This window comes from Pseudomonas sp. R15(2017) (assembly GCF_002112685.1).
In the GTDB taxonomy this organism is placed as follows: domain Bacteria; phylum Pseudomonadota; class Gammaproteobacteria; order Pseudomonadales; family Pseudomonadaceae; genus Aquipseudomonas; species Aquipseudomonas glycinae.
This window is the reverse complement of the sequence record NZ_NEII01000010.1, coordinates 107,029-131,816: the sequence shown is the minus strand read 5'-3', so window position 1 is coordinate 131,816 and position 24,788 is coordinate 107,029. Positions and strand designations below refer to the sequence as shown.

Sequence of the window (24,788 nt, the reverse complement as noted above, 5' to 3'; positions counted from 1 at the left end):
ACAGCTGCATTTCAGTCCTTCACCTCAACATGATCCAGCGCCTGATTCACCGCCAATTCACCCAGCATCACCAATTGCGCAATGCCTATCGCGGTTCTGCGGTGGGCGGGGTCTAGGGTGGCGGCGAAGTTGTTGAGCATCTCGGATGCCGAGCCCAGTGATTCGCTGGCGTTGGCCAGCAGGGATTCGGTGTCGTAGGCCGGGTTGGCGAAGTACATCGGGTCGGGTTGGTTGGTCGTGCCCATGACATGGGCGCCGGGGCAGAGGTAGTGATCGAGGGCGCGGTTGGCGGCGTCGTTGAGTTTTCTGGAGTCGACTGAGGTGTACGGGGATGTTGGGTCGGTTTCGACTTCGGGGGGATTCGGGGTTGGCTTCTTCATAATGGCTTCTTTCTAGTCGATAGGTGGAGCTGACCTACTCGGTTCCAATCGAAGAGGTGGCAGCTGTACACGAGTTGGAACCCGGGCGAAAAAAGCCAAAAGCCCGACAGACTCGAAGTCTCTCGCGCACAGCCGCCATAACAGAGTGCACACCATGAAGGCGGGCAAGCATACGTCATGAAAGCTGCTTTTGCTTTTTTGGGAAGTCGCCGGGGTTCCAATCCCGATCGCCGATTCATCAGCGACCCTCACAGGCTAGAGTCCGCACTTCCGACGGACAACCTGAAAACCTTGTGGGAAGGTTCAGTGAACGGAACCCACTCTTTAAACATCCCGTATCGAAAAACCGCGTTTACAGATCCCCAACACTCCGCCGGTTCTCACACTCGCCACGACCCGCTAGCATTTCCCCATCGCCCACCACCCTCCCCCTGCGCGGCCATCGACGAATACGCGCCATCACCGTTCGAGGGATTCAAAACCGTGGCCTGCGAGCCACCCAAATCAAATTCAAAAGAGCAGCAATCCATGACCCAGAACATCTACGACGACCCCGAATTTTTCCACGGCTACAGCCAGATGACCCGCTCCATCGGCGGCCTCGATGCTGCGCCGGAATGGCCGGCGCTGAAAGCCTTGTTGCCCTCCCTGCACGGTTTGCAGGTGGTGGATCTGGGCTGCGGCTACGGCTGGTTCTGCCGCTGGGCCAGCGAACACGGAGCTGCCCAAGTGCTGGGGCTGGATGTCTCGGAGAAAATGCTCGAGCGGGCGAAGGAAACCACCTCGGCCGCAAACATCCGCTACGAACGTGCCGACCTGGAACACCTCGACTTGCCTGCATGCACTTACGATCTGGCCTACAGCTCGCTGGCGCTGCACTACATCAAGGATCTCTCAGGGCTGTTTGCCAACCTGCATTCGGCACTTAAACCCGGTGCGCATTTTGTGTTTTCCATCGAGCACCCGATCTTCATGGCGCCGCGCAATCCGGGCTGGCTGATCGACAGCGAAGGCAACAAGCGCTGGCCACTGGACAGTTATCAGATGGAAGGCGAGCGAGTTACGAACTGGCTGGCCGACGGTGTGATCAAGCAGCATCGTACGGTCGGCACGCTGCTTAACGCGCTGATCGACGCCGGATTCACGATTCAACACGTCAATGAATGGGGCCCGAGCGATGCCGAAGTGGCTGCGCAACCCGCCCTCGCTGAAGAGCGTGAGCGACCGATGATGATGCTGGTCGCCGTACAGCGCTGACCGCAAAAAAGAAAGGGCCGATCCAATCGGCCCTTTTTCATTTCAACGTGTGGCAACGATGAACAACCGCGGAAACGGCAACAACACCGAACCATCCGCCAGCGCCGGATAAGCCTTGGCAACCTCCGCCAGATAGTGCGCCAGATATTCCGCCCGCTCGGCTTCCGTCAGCGGACTGAGGAACGGAATCAAACCGCTGCCCTTGAACCACTCGACTACGCCTGAAGCCCCGCCCGCCAACTGATGGTGATAGGTGGTGCGCCACACATCGACCCGCGCACAATGCGGCCGCAGCATCGAGAAATAAGAACTGGCATCCGCCATCTCGGTCCGCTGCCCCGCCGCACCGGCCAGTTTGCTGGCCCACGGCCCGTTGGCCGCCACTTCACGCATCAACCGGTGGGACGGCTCGTTGAGGTTGTCCGGCATCTGAATCGCCAGAGTGCCGCCCTGCGCCAACTTGCCCACCAGCGCCGGCAACAACGTCGCGTGATCCGGCACCCACTGCAAAACGGCGTTGGCAAAGATCACATCGAATGGCCCTGCATCCGCCCATTTATCGATGTCCGCCACCTCGAACTGCAACTGCGGCAGACGCTTGCGCGCGGCATCGATCATGTCCGGCGAACTGTCGAGCCCCTGCACTTTCGCCCCCGGAAAACGCTCCACCAACAACTCGGTCGAGTTGCCGGGGCCACACCCGATATCAACCACGGAACGCGCCTCGGCCGTGGGAATCGCCGCCAGCAGGTCGCGGGCCGGGCGGGTGCGTTCATCTTCGAAAGTGACGTATTGCTTGGCGGACCAGGTCATTGCGTTCTCCTGTCTTGGACGTTTTGGCGGAACGTGGAAAAGCGAGTGCCGTCACGATACCGCGATCATGTTGAGCTGCCTTCCCCTACGTACGTCCGATATAGCCAAGAGCGCAGTCTTGGCTGTACCCACACGATCAGAAAACTGTAAGTAGAATTTTCACACCACCCCCGATGTCTGAATTTCAAGCGCCCCCACAAGGAACACAGCCATGAAATTCGCAAAAATCTCCCAGAAGCTCGCCCTCTGGGCCGGCAGCCCCAAGACGTTCATGGGGGCGTTGATTCTGATCGGGCTCTGGGGGTTGAGCGGGCCGATTTTCGATTACAACGACACCTGGCAACTGATCATCAACACCTCGACCACGATCATCACGTTCCTGATGGTGTTCCTGATCCAGAACACCCAGAACCGCGACACCGACATCCTGCATTTGAAACTCGATGAACTGCTGCGGGTGAACAAGGAGGCGCAGAACGCGATGCTCGGGCTGGAGTCGCTGGATCTCAAGCAGCTGGAAGCGTTGCGTCGGCATTACCGGGCGATGGGTGAAAACGAGGTGTTTGACCTGGAAGGTCTGGGGGACAAGAGCAAGCCGAAGCAGGATCTGAATGAATGCTGACAGGCAAAAAAAACGGCGCTAAAAAAGCGCCGTTTTCATTGCTGCGGATTCAGCGACTGGCCTGAAGGGCTCGGGCCATTTCCAGATGACTCTGCAGTTTTGGCAGGGTCTCGTCGGCAAACGCCTTGATCTCCGGCACGTCGGTGGTTTGCGCTTCCTGCTGGATCTGTTCGATGGCTTCTTCGGTGGCTTTGACTTGGCTGGCAGCGTAGGCCTGATCGAAGCTGGCGCCCTCTTTGACCTCCGGCATCAAAGTCTTGGCCTTGTCGGCGACTTCTTCGCGGGGTGCAACCGGCAGGTCCAGTTTCTTGGCGATTTTCGCCAGATGCTGATTGGCGGTGGTGCGGTCGTTGATGACCTGGATGGTGTAGTCCTTGACCTCTTTGGACTCGGCCTTGCTGTGTGCCAGACGACTGGCCTCGATGTCGGCCATGCCTTTGGCCGAGGCTTCGTTGATGAAGTCGGCGGGCGACTGGGCAAACGCGCTGCTGGCGAACAACCCCAGCAGGCTGACAAAACTGATGTGGCGTACTCGGGTGGCCATCCGGCTCATGGTCGCGCCCTCCTTCTGTGCAGATTCAAGCGGGAGCTTGCGCCCCCGCCTCTCAATCAAAACAACCTTCGCCGACTACTTCGATTTCTGAGCAGGCTTGCGGCCCATGTCGGTTTTAGGCTCTTTGTCGACCGTCGTGGTGGTGGTTTTCCCACCTTTGCGACCGGCTTCAGACGCCTTCGTTCGATCGTTGGCGAAGTTTCCCGAGTTCGAGTTTCTTGAGTTAGGCATGATTCTCTACCTCTTGGCATTGATCGTAAGCGAGCAGGTGCCCGCCTAGATTGAGAATTTCCTGACTGACAAAGGTTTAGAAAAGTTGCCGTCGCCGCGACGAACGGTGACCCGCCGATCAGCTGTCCAGCCTTTTATGATTCTGCCGTTTGGCGGCGTACATCACTTGATCGGCGTGACGAAACAGTTGCTGTTCCTCATCGCCATGCTCGGGGTAACGGGCCACGCCGATGCTCGGCTCGATGTGCAGGTTGTGCCCGTCCAGGCGCATGGGTTGCACCAGTACCTGTCGGATTTTTTCCGCCACGCTGTCGGCATCGTCGGCGGCGTGGACGCTGTGCAACAGCACCACGAACTCGTCGCCGCCGATCCGCGCCACGGTGTCGGTCTCGCGCACGCAGCCCTTGAGCCGGTTGGCCACCGCCTGCAACAGCATGTCGCCGACCCCATGGCCAAACGTGTCGTTGACCTGTTTGAAGCGATCCAGATCGACATACAGCAGCGCCATGTGCCCGGACTGTTCCCGCGCATGGTTCAGCGCAGCCTTGAGCCGGTCGCGCAGCAGTTCGCGGTTGGGCAACTGGGTCAGTTGGTCATATTGCGCCATGCGCCGCAGGCGGGCGTGCAGTTGCTGGCGTTCGATGGCGGTGGCGACCTGGGCGCAGACGTATTGCAGCAGTTCCTTATCGCGCTCGGTGTAACGCTCGCCGCCGGCCAGGCTTTTGACGATCAGCGCGCCGATGGTGCGGTCTTTCGAACTCAGCGGCACGCCCAGCCAGCACGGCGATTGCTGGCCGGCCACCAGCGCGGCGAACTCCGGCGGCGCGTGAGGGCAATCCGGGGTCAGGAGGATTGGCTGACGGCTGCGGATCACTTCCGCACACAGACGCCCGGTGACGGTGCCGGGTTGTTCCGGTTGCAACTCGTCATCGTCGACGTGATAGGGAAAATTCAGCTGCGCGCAATGTTCGTCGTACAGCGCCACGGAGAAGTTCAGCGCCGGCAGCCACTCGCCGATGATCAGGTGGATGCGCTTGAACAGCGCCAGCAGATCCTCCGCCGCGTGCGCCGCTTCGGAGATCGCGTACAACGCCGCCTGACGGGATTCGGCGAGTTTGCGTTCGGTGATGTCCCGGGCCACGGCGATGCGCAGTTGATCGACTTCCGACCAGCGCGCCGACCACAGGATGTGCACGACGCTGCCGTCCTTGCGCACGTAGCGGTTTTCGAAATTGTGCTTGGGCTCGCCGCCCATGATGTCGCTCGCGGCGGCCAGGGTGCGCTCACGGTCGGCCGGGTAGACGTAGTCGATCATCGACTGGCCGATCAGTTCGTCAGGCGTGTAGCCGAGAATCCGCTCGCAGGCCGCACTGACAAAAACGAAGCGACCTTGTTTGTCTACCGCACAAACGGCGTCCAGCAACAGATCGATGTAACTCGCCAATGGCGCAGAATTTCGGCTTTCCATGGTTCAGCGTGGGTGTCCGGGCAATGCAGCACTGTTCAACCATCCATGACCTCGACCTCGCATCCCAGCGAATGTTTTCAAGCCTTGTTCGGTATCAGCCCTGGCAGCGCATGCACCAGCGCGTTGATGGCAAAACCGATGAACATGATCCCGCACAACCGGGTGATCGCCAGTTCATGACGCTGGTACAACGTGCGCACCTGGCGCGCCCCGACGATGCCAATGAGGATAGCGTAGGCGAGCAATCCGCCGAGGAAACTCAAGGCGATCAGCATCGGCAACATCGACCAGTTGAGCAGTTCGGCACGGCTCGATAGCAGCGCGGTGAAAGTCGCCACTGCGACCGGGTAAGCCTTGGGGTTGGTCAGGCCGAACAGGATGCCGTGCCAGAACGGTTGACGCGCCGCGCCCTGGGGCTGATCGCCATTGCTGCGCTTGGCCCGCACCGCGCGCCAGCCGAGCCAGAACAGGTACAGGCCGCTGAGCACGCCGAGCACATCGAACGCGGTGCTGCCGATTTCCCGGGCGCCGACAATCGCGATCAGCGCAGTGCTGCACCAGATCACATCGCCCAGCAGATGCCCACACAGAAACCCCGCCCCGGCCCGCCGCCCGCGCGCGGCGCCGATGCCGAACACCGCCAGCACACCCGCGGCCCCGGCGTGATGCCGTAGATGAAACCGGAGGCCAGCACGGCCATTAGCAACGATGGAGTCATGGAAAACCTGCAAGTCCCGGAAAACGTGGCCGCCAGTCTATATCAGCGATTAACGGATGATCACGGCTCGTTGAAAAAACCCATGCCCGCGTAGGGCTTTTGCCGACACGCGGCCAGTCGCGAGGCCAGATCGCCGACGTGGGCTTCGAGCTTGTGACCGTCCGGGTCGAGGAAGTAGAACGACGCGCCTTCGCTGCGGTTGTCGCGCCATTCCTGCACGTTGGCGGCGCGAAGCAGTTGCACGAACAGCGGGAAATCCGCCGCGCCAATGCTGAAGGCGTAGTGGGTGTAGTCGGCGGCGGGCTCGGGATGGCGCTTCGGATCGAGGGACAGGCACAACCACAGACCCGGGAGCGACAAGTAGGCACCGGCGTCCCACGTGGCTTCGACTCGCAGCTTCAGCAAGTCACGGTAGAACGCGAGGCTGCGGTCCAGGTCAGTGACGGCGAGGGTCAGGTGGTTGAGGCCGGTGAGCATCGGGTCAGTAACCTCGGAGGTCTTCGGGGATGAGGTATTGCTTGCCGTCGTAGGTCAGGGTGATTTGGGTTTTGGTCAGGTCGGTGGTTTTGGAAACGCACTCTTTGCCTGACTGGGTCGAGGTGTACACCACACCACTTGAGGAGACGATCAGATCAGCGAACCCGTTATGGCTGGACGAGCCGATTTCCACTGTCCTGAGGATTTTCGTGTCCTTGGTTTCGCACTCCCCGCTACCCTCGCCAAATTCTTTCCGAATGACCAGACCTTCCAGCACCGGTCGCAACTTGCTGCCTTCGCGCACATACAGCGCCAAATCGGTTTTCGCGTAGGGGTTGGCTCTTGAGAGACGGTCGGCGAAATCCGAACGCAGGCCAAAGGCACGAACGTCCGACGCCAGGCGGTATCGCGCGGTATCGATCTTCAAGTCATCGAAGCGGATCGCGTCGGAGTTATAGGCTCCAGGCTTGACGTAACTCGCCAAAGGCTTGGCATTCGCGGCGTTGAGGAGCGACAACTCAAGATCGAAAACGCCGTCGTGATCACCTTCGGAGTCGGACACGAAGGTAGATTTTGCCGAGATCGCCTTGTCCGGGAAGGCCGGCCACACTTTGCAGCGTGACAGGGAGTGACCGTCGAATTTCTTGATCTCACAGGCGGCGTGGGCCTGAGTGGTTACGGCCAGGAAGCCTAGGACGATGAGAAGTCGGGTTGGGGTAAACATTGTTCTTCCTTGAAATAAGTCGCGTTGGCTCTGTATCACTCGATGGCTTTGAAACCTTTAGGCAAAACGTATGATTTTCCGTCGTAGTGAAGGGTTGTCAGTTCAGGGCTGCTGACACTGATCTTATCTTCACAAGTGTCGCCTTCGACGACATTGGTCGTCCCTGTCGTCTTGGTTTTGATGATCAGATCGGCATAACCATGGGAGCTGGTCTTGGCGATTTCTACCGTTCTGGTCGTCTCATATCGCTCGCCGGCGCAATCACCGTCCCATTCGCCGCCGTACTCATAAACCACTAATTGACTGAGCACGGGACGTAACTTATCGCCCTCTCTCACATAAAGAGAGAGGTGCGTTTCCTCAAGCGGGTTGAGGCGAGAGGCATTGGTGAATTGCACGCGAACGCCAAACGCCCGTACCTCAGGGGTGAGCTTGTAGCGCGCGGTATCGAGCGAGAGATCTCGCAATGCCACCCCACCCGAGAAGAAAGCGGAGGCTTGGTGATAAGTGGCAACCGGTTCCGTTTGGTCGCTTTTAATGAGCGATAAATTGAAATCATAAGTGCCGCTCGTGTCGGTGCCACCCGGCACGGAGCTGCGCTCAAATTTCGCATCCGCGCTGATGTTCAACCCCGGATACGCCGGCCACTGCTTGCACACGGAGAAATCCAGATCACCGATCACCGGCGCAGGCACACAATCAGCCAACACCTGCCCCGCCATCAACGCCCCACACAGCGCCACCCAACCAACGACCCCAGACTTCACTGTCACGCCCCGCTCCTTGATGTTTTTCAGCCGCGCACTATCCCCTGCTCAATCCGCCGATTCAACCAGTTCAACGCCTGATCCCCGCACCGCCGCTTGTGCCACGCCGAGACAAACGTGAACGGTGCAATTTCAAACGGTGGCGGCAGGACGATCAGCGATTCGTCATCCACCTCATTCAACGCTCGCGAAGCCACGGTCAGGATCAGATCCGTGCCGCTGATGAACCGCGGCGCAACGCTCCAGTGCGGCAGGCTGATGGCGACGCGGCGGCGTTCACGCAGGGCGGTCAGGGTGCGTTCGATTTCCGGGGTGCCGCTGCCGCGCATTTCCAGCAAGACATGGGGACGGGAGAGATAGGTTGGCAAGTCGAGAACACCTCCGGCGGGAAGGCTCTGACGATCCAGGAGGCAGACGTAGCGCTCTTCGAACAACGGCGTGCTGCGCAGTTCGCCGGGCAACTCAGGGAGCACGCCGGCAGCAAGGTCGATGTCGCCGTTAAGCAGGCCTTCGACCATGCCTTCGCGGCTGGCGTGGCTGATTTGCAGATCAATGCCCGGCGCTTCCGCGCGCAAGGTGCGAATCAGCCCGGGCAGGATGAGCGCCGCGCCGTAGTCGGACATCGCGAGGCGAAAGGTCCGACGGGCGCTGGCCGGATCAAAGGTGTTCGGCGCCAACAGCGATTGCACCTGAGCCAGGGTTTCCGCCAGCGGTGCCGCCAGCTCCAGCGCCCGCGCGGTGGGCACCAGCCCCGAACCGGCACGCACCAACAATGGATCACCGAGCAAGTCGCGCAGACGCGCCAACGCGTGGCTGACCGCCGGTTGACTCAGGTGCAGACGCTCGGCAGCGCGGGTCACGTGTTGCTCGCTGAGCAAGGCGTCGAGGATCACCAGTAGATTGAGGTCGATGCGCCGCAGATCATTCATCTGATGCATGTTCCGGATACCAAAACAGAATTTAAATCTGCGCGACGAATACTCTAGAGTCCAGCAAAACCTTGCCGGAGAACGATCATGGGAACGATGCAGTGGGTCGGTTTGCTGCTGTTGGCAGTATTTGCCGGGGCGGTGGTGCCGTTTCAGAGTGCGATCAATATCAACCTGGCGCGGGGGTTGGGGCATCCGCTGTGGGCGACGTTCACCTCGCTGGTGGTGAGCGTGCTGGTTTTGTTGCCGGTGATTGTCGCCCTGCGCCTGCCGTTGCCGTCACTGGCCCTCGCCAGCAAGCTGCCGCTGTGGATGTGGACCGGCGGCGCGTTCGGAGTGTGCTTCGTCGCATTGGCGGTGGTGTTGCTGCCGAAGCTGGGGGCTTCGGGATTTCTGGCGCTGGCCCTGGCCGGGCAAATGATCACGTCAATCGTGCTGGATCACTTCGGCCTGTTCGGGCTGGTAGAGAAACATCTGACGTTGCCGCGCCTGTTCGGAGCGCTGTTGTTGATGGCGGGAGTGGTGCTGATCCAGTTTGGTGACTCGGCCGCCAGGTCCTTGGCACCGGCGGGCTGATCGTTCGCGTGATCGGAACGACCAGCCCGGAAACTCAGTACTTGTCGAGTGTGCGCAATTTCTGCGGCAGCCCCCACAGCAGCAACGCCGCCGCGATCAGTGCCGCCACACCGATGACATACAGTGCCGGTGTGGTACTGCCAGTCAGGTCCTTGATTCGGCCGACCATCACCGGACTGACGATGCCGCCGAACTGCCCCAGTGTATTGATCACCGCAATCCCGCCCGCCGCACCGGCCCCGGCACCCGCCAGCAGTTTCGGTGGCAAGGTCCAGAAGCTCGGAATCGACGCAATGATCCCGGCGCCCAACAAGCCAAGAGCGACGATCAAAAACGTGGTGTGGCTGGCAAAAATCCCCGCGCTGAAAAAGCCGATGGCGCCGACGATCACCAGCCCCGCGACAAACTTGCGCCGCTCACCCGTAGCATCGGACAGACGACCGATCACCACCATGCTGATCGCACCACAAATGTAGGGGATCGAGGTCAGCAGGCCGATCATCACCGGGCTCTCGGTGCCGGCACTGCGGATCAGTTGCGGAGCCCAGAAATTCAAGCCGTAGGACGCAACCTGGATCAGGAAGTAGATCAGCCCCAAAGTCAGGAAACCCGGAATTTTCAGCGCCGCCAGCAACGAGCCGCCGCTCTTGTGCGGTTCATGATGGGCGATGCGGCTGGCCAGCAGTTTTTTCTCTTCCGGCGTCAGCCAGTGAGCGTCCTCGATGCGGTCCTTGAGCAAGGTCAGTACCAAAAACCCGAGGCCGACACAGGGCACGCCACCGAGCAGAAACAACCAGTGCCAGCCGCGCATCTGCAACACGCCATCAAGGTGTTCCAGCACCAGTCCGGAGAACGGCGCACCGACCAGCCCGGCAAACGCCGAGGCCAGGAACAGCATCGAAGTGATGCGGCCACGGAAGTGCTGCGGGAACCACAGCGTCAGGTAATACAGCACGCCGGGGGCGAAACCGGCCTCCATCGCGCCGATCAGAAAGCGCAGCACGTAGAACTGCCATTCGCTGTTGACGAACACCATCAGCGCCGTCGCCACGCCCCAGGACATCATGATCCGGGCGATCCAGCGCCGCGCGCCAACCTTGTACAGCATCATGTTGCTCGGTACTTCGAACAGCACGTAACCGACCACGAACAGACCGGCACCGAGACCGTAAGCGGTGTCGCTCAGGCTCAGGTCGGCCTGCAACTGGAACTTGGCGAAGCTGATGTTGATGCGGTCGAAGAAGGCGAACAGGTAGCAGACCATGATCAACGGCATCAGGCGCCAGGCGACCTTGCTGACCAGGGCTTTTTCGGCATCGTGATCGACGGACGAGCTTGCGCCCGCCTCCATTACATTGAGGCTCATAGTTTTTTCTCCAGGCGGACTGCCGGTGGGCGTCCGATTGTTTTTGTTGTCTGGTTGGGGGTAAGTCAGTGAGCGTGTGACATCAGGTGGGGATCGGGTGCAGATCGCAATTGCGTCCGGCCTTGGCCAGTTGCCCCGGCACTTCGTGGCCCAGCAGCGCGGGCAAGCCACGGGACAGTTTCAGCAGCAAAGGCAGATCGATGCCGGTGTGAATGCCGACTTCATCGCAGAGGTTGACCAGGTCTTCGGTGCAGATGTTGCCCGACGCGCCGGGCGCAAACGGGCAACCGCCGAGCCCGCCCAATGCCGCGTCGAAACGCCGGGCGCCCGCTTCGTAAGCCGCCAGCACGTTGCACAATCCCAGGCCTCGGGTGTTGTGAAAGTGCAGAGTCAGATCCGCCGCCGAAACCCGCTGCAACACCCGCCGCACCAGTCGGTCGACCTGTCGCGGGTTGGCCATGCCGGTGGTGTCGGCCAGGGTGATGCCCTGAATGCCGAGTGCCTGATAGGCTTCGACGATTTGCAGCACGCGATCCTCGTCAATCCTGCCCTCAAACGGACAACCGAAAGTCGTCGCGATACTGCCGTTGAGCCGCACGCCCGAGCCGCTGGCGAAGCTCACGATCTCGCCAAACGCCGCCAGCGAGGCTTCGCACCGCATGCGCATGTTCGCCAGGTTGTGAGTCTGGCTGGCGGACATCACCAGGTTCAGTTCATCGGCGCCAGCCTCCAGTGCCCGTTGCGCGCCCTTGAGGTTGGGAATCAGCGCGACGTAAATCACCCCCGGCTGACGCTGGATGCCCTTGAACACCTGCTCGCCATCGCGCAGGGCCGGGATCGCTTTCGGCGAGACGAACGAGCCGGCCTCGATGCGGCTGAATCCTGCCCGGGACAGTTGATCGATCAGGGCGATCTTGTCTTCGGTTTCGACCCAGGTCGGCTCGATCTGCAGGCCGTCCCGGGGCGAGACTTCCTGGACGATCAGGGTCTGCGAGTAATCGCTGATCATTGCACCACCCCCTGGCTTTTCAGGCGTTCGATGTCAGAAGCGGTCAGGCCGAGACCGGCGAGGATGCCATCGGTGTGCTGACCGAGGCCGGGGCCCGACCAGTTCACACCACCGGGGGTTTCCGAGAGTTTGGGCACGATGCCCGGCATCTTCACGGTCGCCCCGCCGGGCAACGCGGCGTCAAGCAACATGTCCCGGGCCTGATAGTGCGGATCGGCAACGATGTCGGCCACCGAGTAGATGCGGCCGGCCGGCACTTCGGCGGCTTCCAGCGCCGCCAGTACGTCATTGATCGGCAGGCTGCTCGTCCAGTGGGTGATGGCGGCGTCGAGCAGTCCACTTTTCGCGGCACGACCGTCGTTGTGGGCGAATTCTTCGGCTTCGGCCAGATCATCCCGACCGATGACCTGCATCAGGCGCTTGTAGATCGGGTCGCTGTTGCCGGCGATCACCACGTAGGAGCCGTCAGCCGTGAGGTACGTATTGGAAGGTGCGATGCCCGGCAACGCGCCGCCGCTGCGTTCGCGGACATGGCCGAGCATGTCGTATTCCGGCACCAGGCTTTCCATGACGTTGAACACGCTTTCGGCCAGCGACACATCGACAACCTGCCCGCCGCCCTGCCCGGTCTTGACCCGCAGCAGCGACATCAGCGCGCCGATCACCGCGTGCAGCGAAGCCAGTGAGTCGCCGAGGCTGACTCCGACCCGCGCCGGGGGCGAACCGGGTGTGCCGGTGGTGTAGCGAATGCCCCCCATGGCCTCGCCGATCGCACCGAAGCCGGGGCGGTCACGGTAAGGGCCGGTCTGGCCGTAGCCGGAAATGCGCACCAGGGTCAGGTTGGGGTTCAGGGCGTGCAGCACGTCCCAGCCCAGGCCGAGTTTTTCCAGGGCGCCGGGGCGCAGGTTTTCGATGATCACGTCGGCATCGCGCGCCAGTTGCTTGACCAGCTCGATGCCTTCGGCGGATTTCAGATTGAGCGCCAGGGATTTCTTGTTGCGCGATTGCAGGTACCACCACAGCGACGTTCCTTCGTGCAGCTTGCGCCATTTGCGCAGCGGGTCGCCCTGACCCATGGCTTCGATCTTGATCACTTCGGCGCCGAATTCGGCAAGCATCCGCGCGGCAAACGGCGCAGCGATCAGGGTGCCGATTTCGATCACTTTGATCGCACTCAAAGGGGCAGTCATCGCGGGGTACCTCTTGTTCTTGGAATTGCGGCCAAGGCTAGAGGAACGTCATGGCTGCGATCCAGCCGTCACTCGGCAACGGCCGTTCGCCAAACGCGAACGCTCAGCTGGCTGCGCGCAAATGCTCGAACAGGATCCGGCTCACCGGCGACAGCCCGGACTCGTCACGCACCACCACGAGCAAGTCACGATCCGACCAGCCATCGGTCAGCGGCACCGCCTGCAGCCCCAGCGCCCGACCGAACAACTCATAAGCCCGCTGCGGCAGGATGCCGATGCCCATGTTGGCCTGCACCATCCGGCACACGGCATCGAAGCCCGGCACATGAATGCGGATGCGCAACACCTTGCCGGCCTGCCGCGCGGCAGCGTGGGTGCGCATATTGATCGAACTGGCGGCGTGCAGACCGACGTAATCGCTGTCGAGGGTTTCACTGAACGCCACGGATTCGCGCACCGCCAACGGATGCTCGGGCAGCATCACCACCACCAGTTTGTCCCGGCGATAGCGCACGCTGTGCAGGCCTTTGATGTCGCTGTCACTGGAACAGATGCCCAGATCCGCCACGCCATCGAGCACGCCCTGAACCACGCCGGCGCTGGGCCGCTCTTCCAGATCGGTCTTGACCTGCGGCTGTTGCGCGGTGAAATCGCGCAGGTCTTCGGGGAGAAACTGAATGATCGCCGACAGGTTCGCCAGCATCCGCACATAGCCGCGCACACCGTGGCTGTGCTCGCCCAGTTCGAGGCCCATTTTCTCGACGTTGAACAACATCTGCCGAGCGTGGTGCAACAGGGTTTCGCCGGCCGGGGTCAGGGTCATGCCCTTGGCCTGGCGCACGAACAGGCTGATGCCCAGCGCTTCCTCCAGTTCCATCAAACGCTTGCTCGCCGCCGACACGGCAATCGCCTCGCGGGAGGCGGCACGGGTCAACGTGCCTTCCTCGTGGACGGCGACGAACAATTGCAGGGTGATCAGGTCGAGGCGGCGGATCAGGCTTTTTTGCAGCATGGCAAGCTCGATAACGTGGGTTCGTTGATCCGGCAGGATAGCCGGGTTGCGCCCCGTGCAGACACTCAATTGCCTTGCATTCAACACTGGCAACGCTTACAGGAAAAATTGAAAAGGCACACAGCACTACCGGACACAGCCGATTATGGCCTGACGTATCATTCGCTTGGTTTTTTACTGACCGAAAGCGAACATCTCTGCCCCCACGGACGACTCATGAACCCCGGACTTATCCTGCTCATCACCTGCTCCACCGTGTTCCTCGCCCAGTTGGGCATGAGCATTTACCTGCCGGCGTTGCCGCAGATCGCCGGGCACTTGCACGTCGATGCAACACAGGTGGCCTGGGGGTTGTCGCTGTACCTGATCGGCATGGCGCTGCCGATGCTGCTCTGGGGCAGTCTGGCGCAGCGCATCGGCCGCAAACCGGTGCTGCTCGCGGCGCTGGGAATTTATGGCCTGGCGAATCTGGCACTGCCGCAGGGTGCGACGCTGGAATCGTTCCTGTTGCTGCGACTGCTTCAGGGGATCGGCGCCAGCGGCATTTCGGTGATGGCGCGGGTGCTGATTCGTGACAGCTTTCGGGGGGATCTGCTGGCGAAGGCGTTGTCGTGGATTTCGATTTCGTTCGTTGTCGCGCTCGGGATCGGGCAATACGCCGGTTCGCTCATTCAGGTGACGCTGGGCTGGCAGGCGATCTTTTATCTGCTGGGCGCGGTCAGCCTGTTGATGGCCGCGATAGTCTCGCGCCTTAGTTTCCCGAAACTCATCGAAGCGCCCACAACCGCTTCGCCCTGGGAGGTCTATCGAACGATCCTGATCCATCGGGCGTTTCTGCTGCCGGCGCTTGCGGGCGGTCTGGGTTATGGCGTGATCATCGCGTTCAACAGCGCTGCGCCGTTGATTCTGCAAGGCCCGTTCAACTGGTCGACGACCGAATACGGGCTGTTGGGCTGGCCGATCAGTGCGGCTTATTTTCTGGCGGCGCTGGCGGTCAATCGCTTTGTGCTGCGTACCGGTCAACACCGGCTGATGACACTGGGGGTCGGGTTGGTGATGGCAGGCACTGGCGTGATGCTGGCTGGCAGCCTGTTGGCCAGCTCGATGGCCTGGCTGCTTTGGTTTCCTTACTGCGTCGCCGTGTTCGGTCAGTCGCTGAACTATCCCATCAGCCTGTCACGGGCCAACGATGGAGCGCCGATTGCCGGCGCTTACGCGATGGCCCTGAGCGGTTTCATCCACCAATTGATGGCTGCACTGATCGGCGCGATGGCCAGCCTGCTCGCTGGTCCGCAGGCGTGGCCGCTATCGATGCTGTGCTGCGTTCTGGCATTTGGCGCGTTGCTCTGCACGAGGTTAACGCCCGATCATCAGCCCGCTTAAAACGCGCTGCGGAAAATCTCCTCGATCTGCCGCTGATCCGCCACTCGCGGATTGGTGAAGCCGCAAGCGTCTTTCAAGGCGTTGGCGGCGAGCACCGGGATGTCGGTGCACTTGGCGCCGAGATCACGCAGGCCACCGGGAATCTCCACGTCCCTGGCCAGGCAACGAATCGCATCGATCGCGGCTTTGGCGCCCTCTTCCGGACTGAAGCCACGAATGTCGGCGCCCATGGCGTGGGCCACATCGGTCAGACGACCGGCACAGACCTGTGCGTTGAACGTCTGCACATGGGGCAGCAGCACCGCGTTGCAAACACCATGGGGCAAGTCATAGAAACCGCCCAACTGGTGCGCCATCGCATGCACGTAGCCAAGGGAGGCATTGTTGAACGCCATGCCGGCGAGGAACTGCGCGTAGGCCATATTTTCCCGCGCCGCCAGGTCGCTGCCGTCGCGCACGGCCAGGCGCAGGTTGTTGCTGATCAGGGTCATGGCTTTCAGTGCGCAGGCGTCGGTGATCGGGTTGGCGGCGGTAGAGACGTAGGCTTCGATCGCGTGAGTCAGCGCATCCATGCCGGTGGCGGCGGTCAGGCTTTTCGGCATGGCAACCATCAGCGCCGGGTCGTTGACCGACAGCAGCGGCGTGACGTTGCGGTCGACGATGGCCATTTTCACGTGGCGGGTTTCGTCGGTGATGATGCAGAACCGGGTCATCTCGCTGGCGGTGCCGGCGGTGGTGTTGATAGCGATCAGCGGCAGTTGTGGCTTGGTCGATTGATCGACGCCTTCGTAGTCACGGATCTGCCCGCCGTTGGTCGCGCACAGGGCGATGCCCTTGGCGCAGTCGTGGGGCGAACCGCCGCCGAGGGACACCACGAAATCGCAGCGACTCTCCTTGAGCAGCGCCAGTCCTGACTCAACGTTGGCGATGCTCGGATTGGGTTTGGCGCCGTCGAAGACCACCGAATCGATGTCCTGCATCGCCAGTTTCTCGGCGATCATCGTCGCCACGCCGGCCTTGGCCAGCCCGGCATCGGTGACAATCAGCGCCTTGCGAAAACCGTAGTTGCGGATCGCGTTCATGGCGTCGTCAAGGCAGCCGCTGCCCATGATGTTTACCGCGGGAATGAAAAAGGTGCTGCTCATGGCGCGTCTCCTGGCTGGGGCCAAATCGATGCTTGCAATTCGGCGGGTGCGCAAAGGATCGACCGATCGGTCACGGCGGATGTTGATCTGGCTCAATGCCCGCTCGTGATAAAGTCGCCGTCCATCTGCCCCTCTGTTTTGAGACGTGCCCTGCAATGACCGATTTTCTGGATGTCGACGCCACACTCGAAGACTGGAACGCGTTGCGCGCCACCACCGACTTCAGTGGCCTGCTGCTGGGCAACGGCGCCAGCCGCGCGGTGTGGGACGATTTCGGCTACGACTCGCTGTTCGAAAACGCCCGCACGGTGGAAGAAAAACCGTTGAGCCCGTCGGAACTGAGCGTGTTCGACGCCCTGCACACGCGCAGCTTCGAGCAGGTGCTCGGCGCGCTGAAAACCACCAGTCGGGTCAACAAGGCGCTGGCCGTCAGCTCGGCCGCGCCGCGTAACCGCTACTACGCGATCAAGGAAGCGCTGATCAACACCGTGCACGCGGTACACATCCCGTGGCGGCTGATCGAAGCGTCGACCCTGGCAACCCTGAACAGCGAGCTGGCAAGTTATCGCACGGTGTTCACCACCAATTACGATTTGCTCAATTACTGGGCCCTGCAACATCAGGGCGAGGTCATCGACGACCTGTTCAACGGCCCCGACGCCAGTTTCGATCTGTGCGAAAGCCACACTGAAAAACCGCGTCTGCTGTACCTGCACGGCGGTCTGCATCTGGTGCGCAACCAAGACGGCACGGCACGCAAGCTGACCGCCACCGAGGGCACGCTGCTCGGTAGTTTCGCGATCAACAACACGATCAAGACGCTGGATGATGTGCCGCTGTTCGTCAACGAAGGGCCGAGCGCCGACAAGCTCAAGACCATCCGCAGTTCCGATTATCTGTCGTTCTGCTACGACCAGTTACTCGAACACGGCGACAACCTGTGCATCTTCGGCCACGCCCTCGGCGAACAGGACAGCCACCTCGTGCGCGCCCTGCGTCTGGCGACACCGAAGACCGTGGCGATCTCGATCTACCCGCGCAGCGCGGCGTTCATCCAGCACCAGAAGCGGCATTACGCGAAGCTGTTCGAGGGCACGGGCGTCGCGTTGCGGTTCTTTGATTCCAAAAGCCATGCGCTGGGCAATCCCAAGCTGTCGGTGCCGGTTGAGGTCTGATCACTCCTCGCTGCTGTGCACCACCACCAGCAACTGCGCCTGCACTTCGCCCACTGAGCGGATGCGATGGGGTTTCTGCGCATTGAAGTGCAGCGCATCGCCCCGTTCCAGCAGCACCCGCTCGTTCACGAAGTCCACTTCGACCCGGCCTTCGTGGACAAACAGAAACTCCTCGCCCAAGTGTTCCTTGAAGGTTTTGTCGGTGAATTCGCTCGGCGGGTAAATGATGAACGGCAGCAGGCTGCGCTCACTGACCTGATGGGCCAGCACCGCGTAGCCGGGGCTGTGGTCGTTGGCCGCCAGCGACTGGCGTTCGTGGCTGCGCACCAGGCTGTAGCCGTCGAGGCTGACGTTGTCTTCGGAGAACAGCTCCTCGACTTTCACGTTCAGCGCCTTGGCCAGTTTCAGCGCGGCGGCTATCGACGGCGTGTTCAACCCGCGCTCGACCTTCGACAGATAACTCTTGGTCATGCCGGATTTCTCGGCCAGTGCCTCAAGGGTTACGCCAAGTTTTTTTCTCAATAATTTCAAACGGATAGACATGCGAAGCGATTAATCCAGCAAAGGAAAGACGATTTGTCCTTGCCAATGACACAAAGTGTCATATAGCCTCTTAAGTGTCATCCATGGCAACCACCACAGGACACGGATATGGCGAAGACATTAGCACTACCCAAAGACGAACTGGTCAAGCAAGCGCTGACCCAGATGCAAAAAAGCCTGGCGGATAATACGTGGACAGACCGGCAAAAGCTGGCCCTGACCTGCCGGATCCTCTTCGAGAACGGCCACGATTCGGGCCTCGCCGGGCAGATCACCGCCCGTGGCCCGCAACCGGGCACTTACTACACTCAGCAACTGGGGCTGGGTTTCGATGAAATCACCGCGAGTAATCTGCTGCTGGTCAACGAAGACCTCGAAGTGCTCGAAGGCCACGGCATGGCCAACCCGGCCAACCGTTTCCACAGCTGGGTGTACCGCGCCCGGCCGGACGTGAACTGCATCATTCACACTCACCCAACGCACATTGCCGCGCTGTCGATGCTGGAAGTGCCGCTGCAGATTTCCCACATGGACCTGTGCCCGCTGTACGACGATTGTGCGTTCCTCGAAGGCTGGCCGGGTGTGCCGGTGGGTAACGAAGAAGGCGAACTGATTGCCGGGGCGTTGGGCGACAAGCGGGCGATCCTGCTTTCCCACCACGGACAGCTGTCCACTGGGACGACCATCGAGGAAGCCTGTGTCATCGCGCAATTGATCGAGCGCGCCGCCAAGCTGCAATTGCTGGCGATGGCCGCCGGGACGATCAAGCCGATCATTCCCGAGCTGGGTCGCGAGGCGCATGACTGGGTGTCGAAACCGAAACGCCACGCCGCGGCCTTCAACTACTACGCCCGGCAGAACCTGCGTCAGCACGCCGATTGCCTGAACTGAACACTTCATCCTTGCGGAGCACTCTCATGTCCAACATTCACGGCATCATCGGCTACACCATCACCCCGTTCGGCGCCAACGGCGAAGGCGTTGACCTGCCGGCCCTCGGCCGCTCCATCGACCGTCTGATCGCCGGCGGCGTCCACGCCATTGCGCCACTGGGCAGCACCGGCGAAGGCGCCTACCTGAGCGATGCGGAGTGGGATCAGGTCGCCGAATTCAGTATCAGGCACGTGGCCAAGCGCGTACCGACCGTGGTCAGCGTGTCCGACCTGACCACCGCCAAAGCGGTACGCCGCGCACGCTTTGCCGAAGCCCATGGCGCCGACGTGGTGATGGTGTTGCCGGCCTCTTACTGGAAGCTGACCGAAGCGGAAATCCTCGCCCACTACCGCGCCATCGGTGACAGCATCGGCGTGCCGATCATGCTCTACAACAACCCGGCCACCAGCGGCACCGACATGTCGGTGGAGCTGATCCTGCGCATCGTCAACGGCGTGGAAAACGTGACCATGGTCAAGGAGAGCACCGGCGACATCCAGCGCATGCACAAGCTGCAACTGCTCGGCGAAGGCCGGGTGCCGTTCTACAACGGCTGCAACCCGCTGGCGCTGGAAGCCTTCGCTGCCGGGGCCAAAGGCTGGTGCACGGCGGCACCGAACCTGATCCCGCAGCTCAATCTGGATTTGTACGAAGCCACACTGGCGGGGGATCTCGGCAAGGCGCGAGAGCTGTTCTACCGCCAGTTGCCACTGCTGGACTTCATCCTCAAGGGTGGCTTGCCGGCGACGATCAAGGCCGGTCTGCGACTGACCGGTCTGGAAGTCGGCGATCCGCGTTTGCCGGTGTTCCCGCTGGCTGAGGCCGGGCGTACGCAATTGCAGGCCTTGCTGAACACCTTGCGCTGAACGAAAAAAATCCCGCCCGGTTCACCCCGGGTGGGATTGTTTGTGGCCGTCGATCAGAGGCTGGCGGCGCGTTTCATGGCTTCGCGGTGGAACGGCTGATCCTTGAGAATCTGCGCGATGAACGTGTCGCTGATCAAGCGCATGTGTTCGAACTGACCGCCCGAGGCGTTGAATGCGCCGCGCCAGGATTCGGTGTGGTTCTTCACGGTGTAGACGCCCAGTATCTGCTTGCCATGGCTGAGGCTGAACACCACCGTGCTGTCGAAACTCACCGGCACCGGCACCAGAAACAGAGTGAAGGCGCTCAGAAGCATCTGCGGCTGAATCCCGCCGACATCACTGTTGGCAATGACTAAAACGTTGTAGCCGTCTTCGCTGCGACCGGCCTTCACTTCTTCAAAGGTGCCACGCCGACGCAATTCGTCACGCAGCATCCAGCTTGGCATGCCGATCACACTGACGTTGATGGCCGGCAATTGCTGGCTGCTGTAATCGACGTCCGGCGCCTTCAGCGAATGGGTGGCCTGGCAACCGCCGAGCAGCAGAAGCAAGCCCAGAAGCAGACGTTTGATGAGCATCAGAATTTCCCCGAGAGCATGGCTTTGTAGACGGAGGCGCTGGTGCCGTTCTCTTCACGAATAAACGGTGTGGCGGTGTACAGGTTCGGCATGTCCAGTCGTTGCAGGCCGGGCACTTGCGGATACCCGGCGCGGACCAGCGCGGCGTCGCGTTCGAGGTGATCGCTGTGCAGGAACAGGCAGGTGCTGTCGCTGGGGGACACGCAGCCGGCGCGGAAGTCACCGATGTAATAAGCCTTGCCCGCTTCGAGCTGCATGCCGATGGTGAAGTCTTCACGGCTCCAGGACACCGATCTGCCGCGATCGAATCGCACGTTGTAGATCTCGTAGCGTCCAGGTTTGAGCGGCATCACGAACAGGGTGCCGATACCACGGCCGGTCTCGCGCACGTCCCGTGCCGTGCGGGCATAGAACTCGTTGTGCAGGCGCGCGCTGGCGAATTCGTCACTGCCACGCTTGCGGATCAGCAGCATCTGTTCCTGGGCCGCATAGGCCGCTTTCGGCCAGATGCCGACCACACCCACCAGGTACGCTGTGCCGGAATCGGCACTCGGTGCGAGTTCATCATCGATTCGGGTCGGGGAAAGGCTATAGCAGCCGCTCAAGCCAAGCAGCAGGGTCAGGACAACGAAAAAGCGGATCATCAGTGGGAAAACTCTGGCGGCAGTGGTTCAAAATTTCCGCGAAAGAGTCATCTCAACGCCCCCTTCCTTGGATTGGCGGCGGAGGATAAGCGAAATGATGGCACATAGCCAGAATTCAGTCGCCAAGGATTTGGCGACTGAAGGTCATGGGTGGTTCAAAGCACCGGCAGGGTTTTGTCCTTGATCACCTTGGACGGCCCGTTGGCCTTGACGCTGGCGATGCCTTTGGCGCAGGCCGCGTCCGAGGAATAGGATTCGCTGCTGCCGATGATCTGGTGATTGGCCGCCTTGAGGTTGAAATAGGGATGGCCGTCCTTCGTCGATTTTTTCTCGTAGCGTTCGTCCAGCGGGCTGTTGGTCTGCACCGAGGCAATGCCGCTTTCGGCGGCCGTGCGGCTGGTGTACAGCTCGCTGGTCAGAATGGTTTCGGCATTCGCCGCTTTCAGCACGAACTTGTACTGGCCGTTGCTGCTTTTGCTCAACTCATACCATCCGGACATGGTGTTTCTCCTTATCGATGTGTCACAGGGTGATTTTGGTTCCAAGCAAACCGAGGAAACCGGCCAGCCATTTCGGGTGCGCCGGCCAGGCGGGCGCGGTGGCCAGGTTGCCCTGGACATGGCCGTCCGTGACCGGGATGTCGATGTAGGTGCCGCCGGCCAGCCGCACTTCCGGGGCACAGGCCGGATAGGCACTGCACTCGCGACCTTCAAGAATCCCCGCCGCCGCCAGCAGTTGCGCGCCGTGACAGACGGCGGCAATCGGCTTGCCGGCCTTGTCGAAGGCGCGCACCAGTACCAGGACTTTTTCATTCAGCCGCAGGTATTCCGGCGCACGCCCGCCGGGCACCAGCAGTGCGTCGTAATCCTTGGCATCGACCTTGGCGAAATCGAAGTTCAGGGCGAACTGGTGACCGGGTTTCTCGCTGTAGGTTTGATCGCCTTCAAAGTCATGGATCGCGGTGCGCACGGTCTTGCCGGCGGCCTTGTCCGGGCACACGGCATGCACGGTGTGCCCGACCATTTGGAGGGCCTGGAACGGCACCATCACTTCGTAGTCTTCGACGTAATCGCCGACCAGCATCAGTATCTTTTTCGCGGCCATGGGCAGGACTCCTCTGGTGAATGCGCAGGAATATTCACAGTAGTCCAAGGATCGTGATGGCGTCGCAAACTGTATGGATAACTCTGCGCTCAGCTGTAACAGCCCGATTGCCGTGGTTTGTGGCTAGATGAAGGCACCTCCCTGCCACCTTTGAATCGGTTTGCCCTCATGTCTTCGCGCGAAAACACCGGCATGGCCCTCGGCCTGCTCGGCGTGGTGATTTTCAGCCTTACCCTGCCCTTCACCCGCATCGTGGTGCAGGAACTGCACCCGCTGCTCAACGGCCTCGGCCGCGCCTTGTTCGCGGCGATTCCGGCAGCGGCGCTGTTATTGTGGCGACGGGAAAAGTGGCCGACCTGGAAGCAGGTCAAAGGCCTGAGCCTGGTGATTGCCGGGGTGATTCTCGGTTTCCCGGTGCTGTCGGCGTGGGCTATGCAGACCCTGCCGGCGTCCCACGGTGCGCTGGTCAACGGTTTGCAGCCGCTGTGCGTGGCGCTGTATGCCGCGTGGCTGTCCCATGAACGTCCGTCGAAAGCCTTCTGGGCCTGTGCGGCGCTGGGCAGTGCGCTGGTGCTGGGTTATGCGTTGTACACCGGCGCCGGCAGCATTCAGGCCGGGGATTTATTGATGTTGGGTGCGATTGCAGTGGGCGGTCTGGGTTATGCCGAGGGCGGGCGGCTGGCCCGGGAGATGGGCGGCTGGCAGGTAATCTGCTGGGCGCTGGTGCTGTCGACGCCGCTGCTGATCGGTCCGGTGTTGTACCTGGCGTTGCAGCATCAGGGCGCGGTGTCGGCGAAAACCTGGTGGGCCTTCGGTTACGTCGCGCTGTTTTCGCAGTTCCTGGGTTTCTTCGCCTGGTACGCCGGGCTGGCCATGGGGGGCATTGCCCGGGTCAGTCAGATCCAGCTGTTGCAGATCTTCTTCACCATCGCGTTTTCCGCGCTGTTCTTTGGGGAACATGTGGAGCCGATCACCTGGCTGTTCGCCTGCGGGGTGATCGCGACGGTGATGCTCGGGCGCAAGACCGCGGTGCGCCCGGCTCAACCGGGCACGTTACCCGCCGGGGTTCAGCTCAAGCCTTGAGCTTCAGCAGGCCGTCAGCGAGCAGCAGGGTTTCGAGGCAGTGCTCGCTGATCTGGTAGAACGCCTTCAACTCCTGAATCTTCACCAGCAACTGAGTCGGGTCCACCGGCTCGGCGCGCTTTACGGCGAGGATCATCTTGTTCTTGTTGGTGTGGTCCAGCGAGATGAACTCGAACACCTTGGTCTCGTAACCGCAGGCTTCGAGGAACAGCGCACGCAAGCTGTCGGTGACCATTTCCGCCTGCTGACCCAGGTGCAGGCCGTATTGCAGCATCGGCTTGAGCAGCGCCGGGCTCTGGATCTGCAAGCGGATCTGTTTGTGGCAGCACGGCGAGCACATGATGATTGAGGCGCCGGAGCGGATGCCGGTGTGGATCGCGTAGTCGGTGGCGATGTCGCAGGCATGCAGGGCGATCATCACGTCCAGCTCGCTCGGCGCCACGCTGCGCACATCACCGCATTTGAACACCAGCCCCGGGTGTTCCAGCTTCGCGGCGGCGGTGTTGCACAGGTTGACCATTTCTTCGCGCAGTTCGACGCCGGTGACTTCGCCCTCGGCCTTCAACGTGTTGCGCAAATAGTCATGGATGGCGAACGTCAGATAACCCTTGCCTGAGCCGAAATCCGCCACCCGCACCGGTTTGTCGAGGGCCAGCGGCGACGAGGTCAGCGCGTGGCTGAAGACCTCGATGAACTTGTTGATCTGCTTCCACTTGCGCGACATCGCCGGGATCAGCTCGTGTTGCGCGTTGGTCACGCCCAGGTCCTTGAGGAACGGTCGGTTCAGATCGAGGAAGCGGTTTTTCTCGCGGTTATGCTCGGCGGACGGCACTTCGCGCAATTGCTGGGGTTTGCTCATAAACAGCGAGCTCTTGCCCTTTTTGCTGTATTCGAGCTGGGCTTCGTCAGTCAGGGCCAGCAAATGCGCATTTTTGAACGCCGCCGGCAGCAGCCCGGCAATCGTCGCCAGCGCTTCGTCCAACGGCAGGTTCTTGGTGATGTCGCGGGTCTTGTAGCGATAAACGAACGACAGGCACGGCTGCGCCTTGACCGTCACCGGTTTGATGATGATCCGCTGCAGGTCCGCTTCTTCGCCGACGTACTTGGCCAGCACCAGTTTGATGAAGCCGTTCTGTTCGAGGCTGGTTTGCAGCAGCTCGATGAACCGGGCGTGGTGATCGGGCGCCGGTTTGGCAGATGCGGAAGGAGCGGTAACGGACATGGGAAAAAGCGGCCTCGGAC

At 61.3% G+C, this 24,788-nt stretch carries 28 protein-coding genes and 1 pseudogene; 8 read left to right on the top strand and 21 right to left on the bottom strand.

Translation table 11 applies throughout. The annotated features are described in order from the left end of the window. Nucleotides 1–11: 11 nt before the first annotated feature. Nucleotides 12–380, bottom strand: a complete 369-nt coding sequence (locus CAF77_RS20745) for a DUF6124 family protein (RefSeq protein WP_085655531.1) — start codon at nt 378–380, stop codon at nt 12–14. A 528-nt stretch (nt 381–908) separates the two neighbouring features. Here CAF77_RS20745 and CAF77_RS20740 point away from each other — a divergent pair. Next, nucleotides 909–1,637, top strand: a complete 729-nt coding sequence (locus tag CAF77_RS20740; RefSeq protein ID WP_085655532.1) for a bifunctional 2-polyprenyl-6-hydroxyphenol methylase/3-demethylubiquinol 3-O-methyltransferase UbiG — start codon at nt 909–911, stop codon at nt 1,635–1,637. Between the two features lie 42 nt (nt 1,638–1,679). On the opposite strand, the gene tam is transcribed toward CAF77_RS20740, so the two are convergent. Further along, the gene (gene tam, locus CAF77_RS20735; protein WP_085655533.1) at nt 1,680–2,450 is read right to left on the bottom strand and encodes a trans-aconitate 2-methyltransferase; all 771 of its coding nucleotides are present in this window, start codon (nt 2,448–2,450) and stop codon (nt 1,680–1,682) included. A 211-nt stretch (nt 2,451–2,661) separates the two neighbouring features. Between tam and CAF77_RS20730 the strand changes: the two genes are divergently transcribed. Then, nucleotides 2,662–3,072: a low affinity iron permease family protein gene (locus CAF77_RS20730; RefSeq protein ID WP_039772727.1), complete on the top strand. Its 411-nt coding sequence runs from the start codon at nt 2,662–2,664 to the stop codon at nt 3,070–3,072. A 49-nt stretch (nt 3,073–3,121) separates the two neighbouring features. On the opposite strand, the gene CAF77_RS20725 is transcribed toward CAF77_RS20730, so the two are convergent. The 8 genes and pseudogenes from CAF77_RS20725 to CAF77_RS20690 form a co-directional block, all read right to left on the bottom strand. Then, nucleotides 3,122–3,625 carry a DUF4142 domain-containing protein gene (locus CAF77_RS20725; protein WP_011332869.1) on the bottom strand — a complete coding sequence of 168 codons (504 nt, stop codon included), beginning with the start codon at nt 3,623–3,625 and terminating at the stop codon, nt 3,122–3,124. Between the two features lie 75 nt (nt 3,626–3,700). Next, on the bottom strand, nt 3,701–3,856 hold the full coding sequence (locus CAF77_RS20720; RefSeq protein WP_077045875.1) for a KGG domain-containing protein: 156 nt from the start codon (nt 3,854–3,856) through the stop codon (nt 3,701–3,703). A gap of 118 nt (nt 3,857–3,974) precedes the next feature. Beyond that, a complete protein-coding gene (locus CAF77_RS20715) occupies nt 3,975–5,324 on the bottom strand; it encodes a bifunctional diguanylate cyclase/phosphodiesterase (RefSeq protein ID WP_085655534.1) in 1,350 nt (449 codons plus the stop codon). A 77-nt stretch (nt 5,325–5,401) separates the two neighbouring features. After that, nucleotides 5,402–6,042 (bottom strand): annotated as a pseudogene (locus CAF77_RS20710) (LysE family translocator). A 60-nt stretch (nt 6,043–6,102) separates the two neighbouring features. Further along, entirely contained in the window at nt 6,103–6,519 is a 417-nt protein-coding gene (fos, locus tag CAF77_RS20705) for a fosfomycin resistance glutathione transferase (RefSeq protein WP_085655535.1), read from the bottom strand. Nucleotides 6,520–6,523: 4 nt separating this feature from the next. Beyond that, on the bottom strand, nt 6,524–7,243 hold the full coding sequence (locus CAF77_RS20700) for a hypothetical protein (RefSeq protein ID WP_085655536.1): 720 nt from the start codon (nt 7,241–7,243) through the stop codon (nt 6,524–6,526). Between the two features lie 35 nt (nt 7,244–7,278). Beyond that, complete coding sequence (locus CAF77_RS20695) at nt 7,279–8,016, bottom strand: hypothetical protein (RefSeq protein WP_085655537.1); 738 nt, start codon at nt 8,014–8,016, stop codon at nt 7,279–7,281. Nucleotides 8,017–8,036: 20 nt separating this feature from the next. Beyond that, nucleotides 8,037–8,948 (bottom strand): LysR substrate-binding domain-containing protein, encoded by a 912-nt coding sequence (locus CAF77_RS20690; RefSeq protein ID WP_170928997.1) that lies wholly within the window; start codon nt 8,946–8,948, stop codon nt 8,037–8,039. Between the two features lie 78 nt (nt 8,949–9,026). On the opposite strand from CAF77_RS20690, the gene CAF77_RS20685 reads away from it, so the two are divergent. Next, a complete protein-coding gene (locus CAF77_RS20685) occupies nt 9,027–9,515 on the top strand; it encodes a DMT family transporter (protein WP_085655539.1) in 489 nt (162 codons plus the stop codon). A 34-nt stretch (nt 9,516–9,549) separates the two neighbouring features. Here CAF77_RS20685 and CAF77_RS20680 read toward each other — a convergent pair whose 3' ends face one another. From CAF77_RS20680 to CAF77_RS20665, 4 genes are all read right to left on the bottom strand, one after another. Beyond that, nucleotides 9,550–10,881 carry an MFS transporter gene (locus CAF77_RS20680; RefSeq protein ID WP_011332861.1) on the bottom strand — a complete coding sequence of 444 codons (1,332 nt, stop codon included), beginning with the start codon at nt 10,879–10,881 and terminating at the stop codon, nt 9,550–9,552. Nucleotides 10,882–10,963: 82 nt separating this feature from the next. Continuing rightward, nucleotides 10,964–11,890 carry a hydroxymethylglutaryl-CoA lyase gene (locus CAF77_RS20675; protein WP_085655540.1) on the bottom strand — a complete coding sequence of 309 codons (927 nt, stop codon included), beginning with the start codon at nt 11,888–11,890 and terminating at the stop codon, nt 10,964–10,966. Then, complete coding sequence (locus CAF77_RS20670) at nt 11,887–13,080, bottom strand: CaiB/BaiF CoA-transferase family protein (protein WP_085655541.1); 1,194 nt, start codon at nt 13,078–13,080, stop codon at nt 11,887–11,889. The genes CAF77_RS20675 and CAF77_RS20670 overlap by 4 nt, the downstream gene beginning before the upstream one ends. Before the next feature lie 103 nt (nt 13,081–13,183). After that, entirely contained in the window at nt 13,184–14,092 is a 909-nt protein-coding gene (locus CAF77_RS20665) for a LysR family transcriptional regulator (protein ID WP_085655542.1), read from the bottom strand. A gap of 216 nt (nt 14,093–14,308) precedes the next feature. On the opposite strand from CAF77_RS20665, the gene CAF77_RS20660 reads away from it, so the two are divergent. Beyond that, nucleotides 14,309–15,475 carry an MFS transporter gene (locus tag CAF77_RS20660; RefSeq protein ID WP_064383022.1) on the top strand — a complete coding sequence of 389 codons (1,167 nt, stop codon included), beginning with the start codon at nt 14,309–14,311 and terminating at the stop codon, nt 15,473–15,475. Here the strand turns inward: CAF77_RS20660 and yiaY are convergent. Beyond that, complete coding sequence (gene yiaY, locus CAF77_RS20655) at nt 15,472–16,620, bottom strand: L-threonine dehydrogenase (RefSeq protein ID WP_085655543.1); 1,149 nt, start codon at nt 16,618–16,620, stop codon at nt 15,472–15,474. The two genes, CAF77_RS20660 and yiaY, sit on opposite strands and share 4 nt — an antisense overlap. Before the next feature lie 155 nt (nt 16,621–16,775). Between yiaY and CAF77_RS20650 the strand changes: the two genes are divergently transcribed. Next, entirely contained in the window at nt 16,776–17,795 is a 1,020-nt protein-coding gene (locus CAF77_RS20650; protein WP_064383019.1) for a DUF4917 family protein, read from the top strand. Here CAF77_RS20650 and CAF77_RS20645 read toward each other — a convergent pair whose 3' ends face one another. Next, nucleotides 17,796–18,338 (bottom strand): helix-turn-helix domain-containing protein, encoded by a 543-nt coding sequence (locus CAF77_RS20645; protein WP_011332854.1) that lies wholly within the window; start codon nt 18,336–18,338, stop codon nt 17,796–17,798. Between the two features lie 108 nt (nt 18,339–18,446). Here CAF77_RS20645 and CAF77_RS20640 point away from each other — a divergent pair, with 108 nt between their 5' ends. Then, nucleotides 18,447–19,229, top strand: a complete 783-nt coding sequence (locus CAF77_RS20640; RefSeq protein WP_007957912.1) for an aldolase — start codon at nt 18,447–18,449, stop codon at nt 19,227–19,229. 26 nt (nt 19,230–19,255) lie between these two features. Continuing rightward, on the top strand, nt 19,256–20,137 hold the full coding sequence (locus CAF77_RS20635; RefSeq protein ID WP_064383017.1) for a dihydrodipicolinate synthase family protein: 882 nt from the start codon (nt 19,256–19,258) through the stop codon (nt 20,135–20,137). A 53-nt stretch (nt 20,138–20,190) separates the two neighbouring features. On the opposite strand, the gene CAF77_RS20630 is transcribed toward CAF77_RS20635, so the two are convergent. From CAF77_RS20630 to CAF77_RS20615, 4 genes are all read right to left on the bottom strand, one after another. After that, nucleotides 20,191–20,715, bottom strand: coding sequence for a hypothetical protein (locus CAF77_RS20630; protein ID WP_064383015.1), 525 nt, complete (start codon nt 20,713–20,715; stop codon nt 20,191–20,193). Next, nucleotides 20,715–21,359 carry a hypothetical protein gene (locus CAF77_RS20625; protein WP_064383013.1) on the bottom strand — a complete coding sequence of 215 codons (645 nt, stop codon included), beginning with the start codon at nt 21,357–21,359 and terminating at the stop codon, nt 20,715–20,717. The genes CAF77_RS20630 and CAF77_RS20625 overlap by 1 nt, the downstream gene beginning before the upstream one ends. A 155-nt stretch (nt 21,360–21,514) precedes the next feature. Beyond that, entirely contained in the window at nt 21,515–21,859 is a 345-nt protein-coding gene (locus CAF77_RS20620) for a YegP family protein (RefSeq protein ID WP_064383011.1), read from the bottom strand. Between the two features lie 22 nt (nt 21,860–21,881). Further along, nucleotides 21,882–22,463: a DJ-1/PfpI family protein gene (locus tag CAF77_RS20615; protein ID WP_064383009.1), complete on the bottom strand. Its 582-nt coding sequence runs from the start codon at nt 22,461–22,463 to the stop codon at nt 21,882–21,884. A 168-nt stretch (nt 22,464–22,631) separates the two neighbouring features. Here CAF77_RS20615 and CAF77_RS20610 point away from each other — a divergent pair, with 168 nt between their 5' ends. Next, nucleotides 22,632–23,546: a DMT family transporter gene (locus CAF77_RS20610; protein ID WP_064383007.1), complete on the top strand. Its 915-nt coding sequence runs from the start codon at nt 22,632–22,634 to the stop codon at nt 23,544–23,546. Here the strand turns inward: CAF77_RS20610 and CAF77_RS20605 are convergent. Then, entirely contained in the window at nt 23,536–24,768 is a 1,233-nt protein-coding gene (locus CAF77_RS20605) for an SAM-dependent methyltransferase (RefSeq protein ID WP_064383005.1), read from the bottom strand. The two genes, CAF77_RS20610 and CAF77_RS20605, sit on opposite strands and share 11 nt — an antisense overlap. Nucleotides 24,769–24,788: the final 20 nt, after the last annotated feature.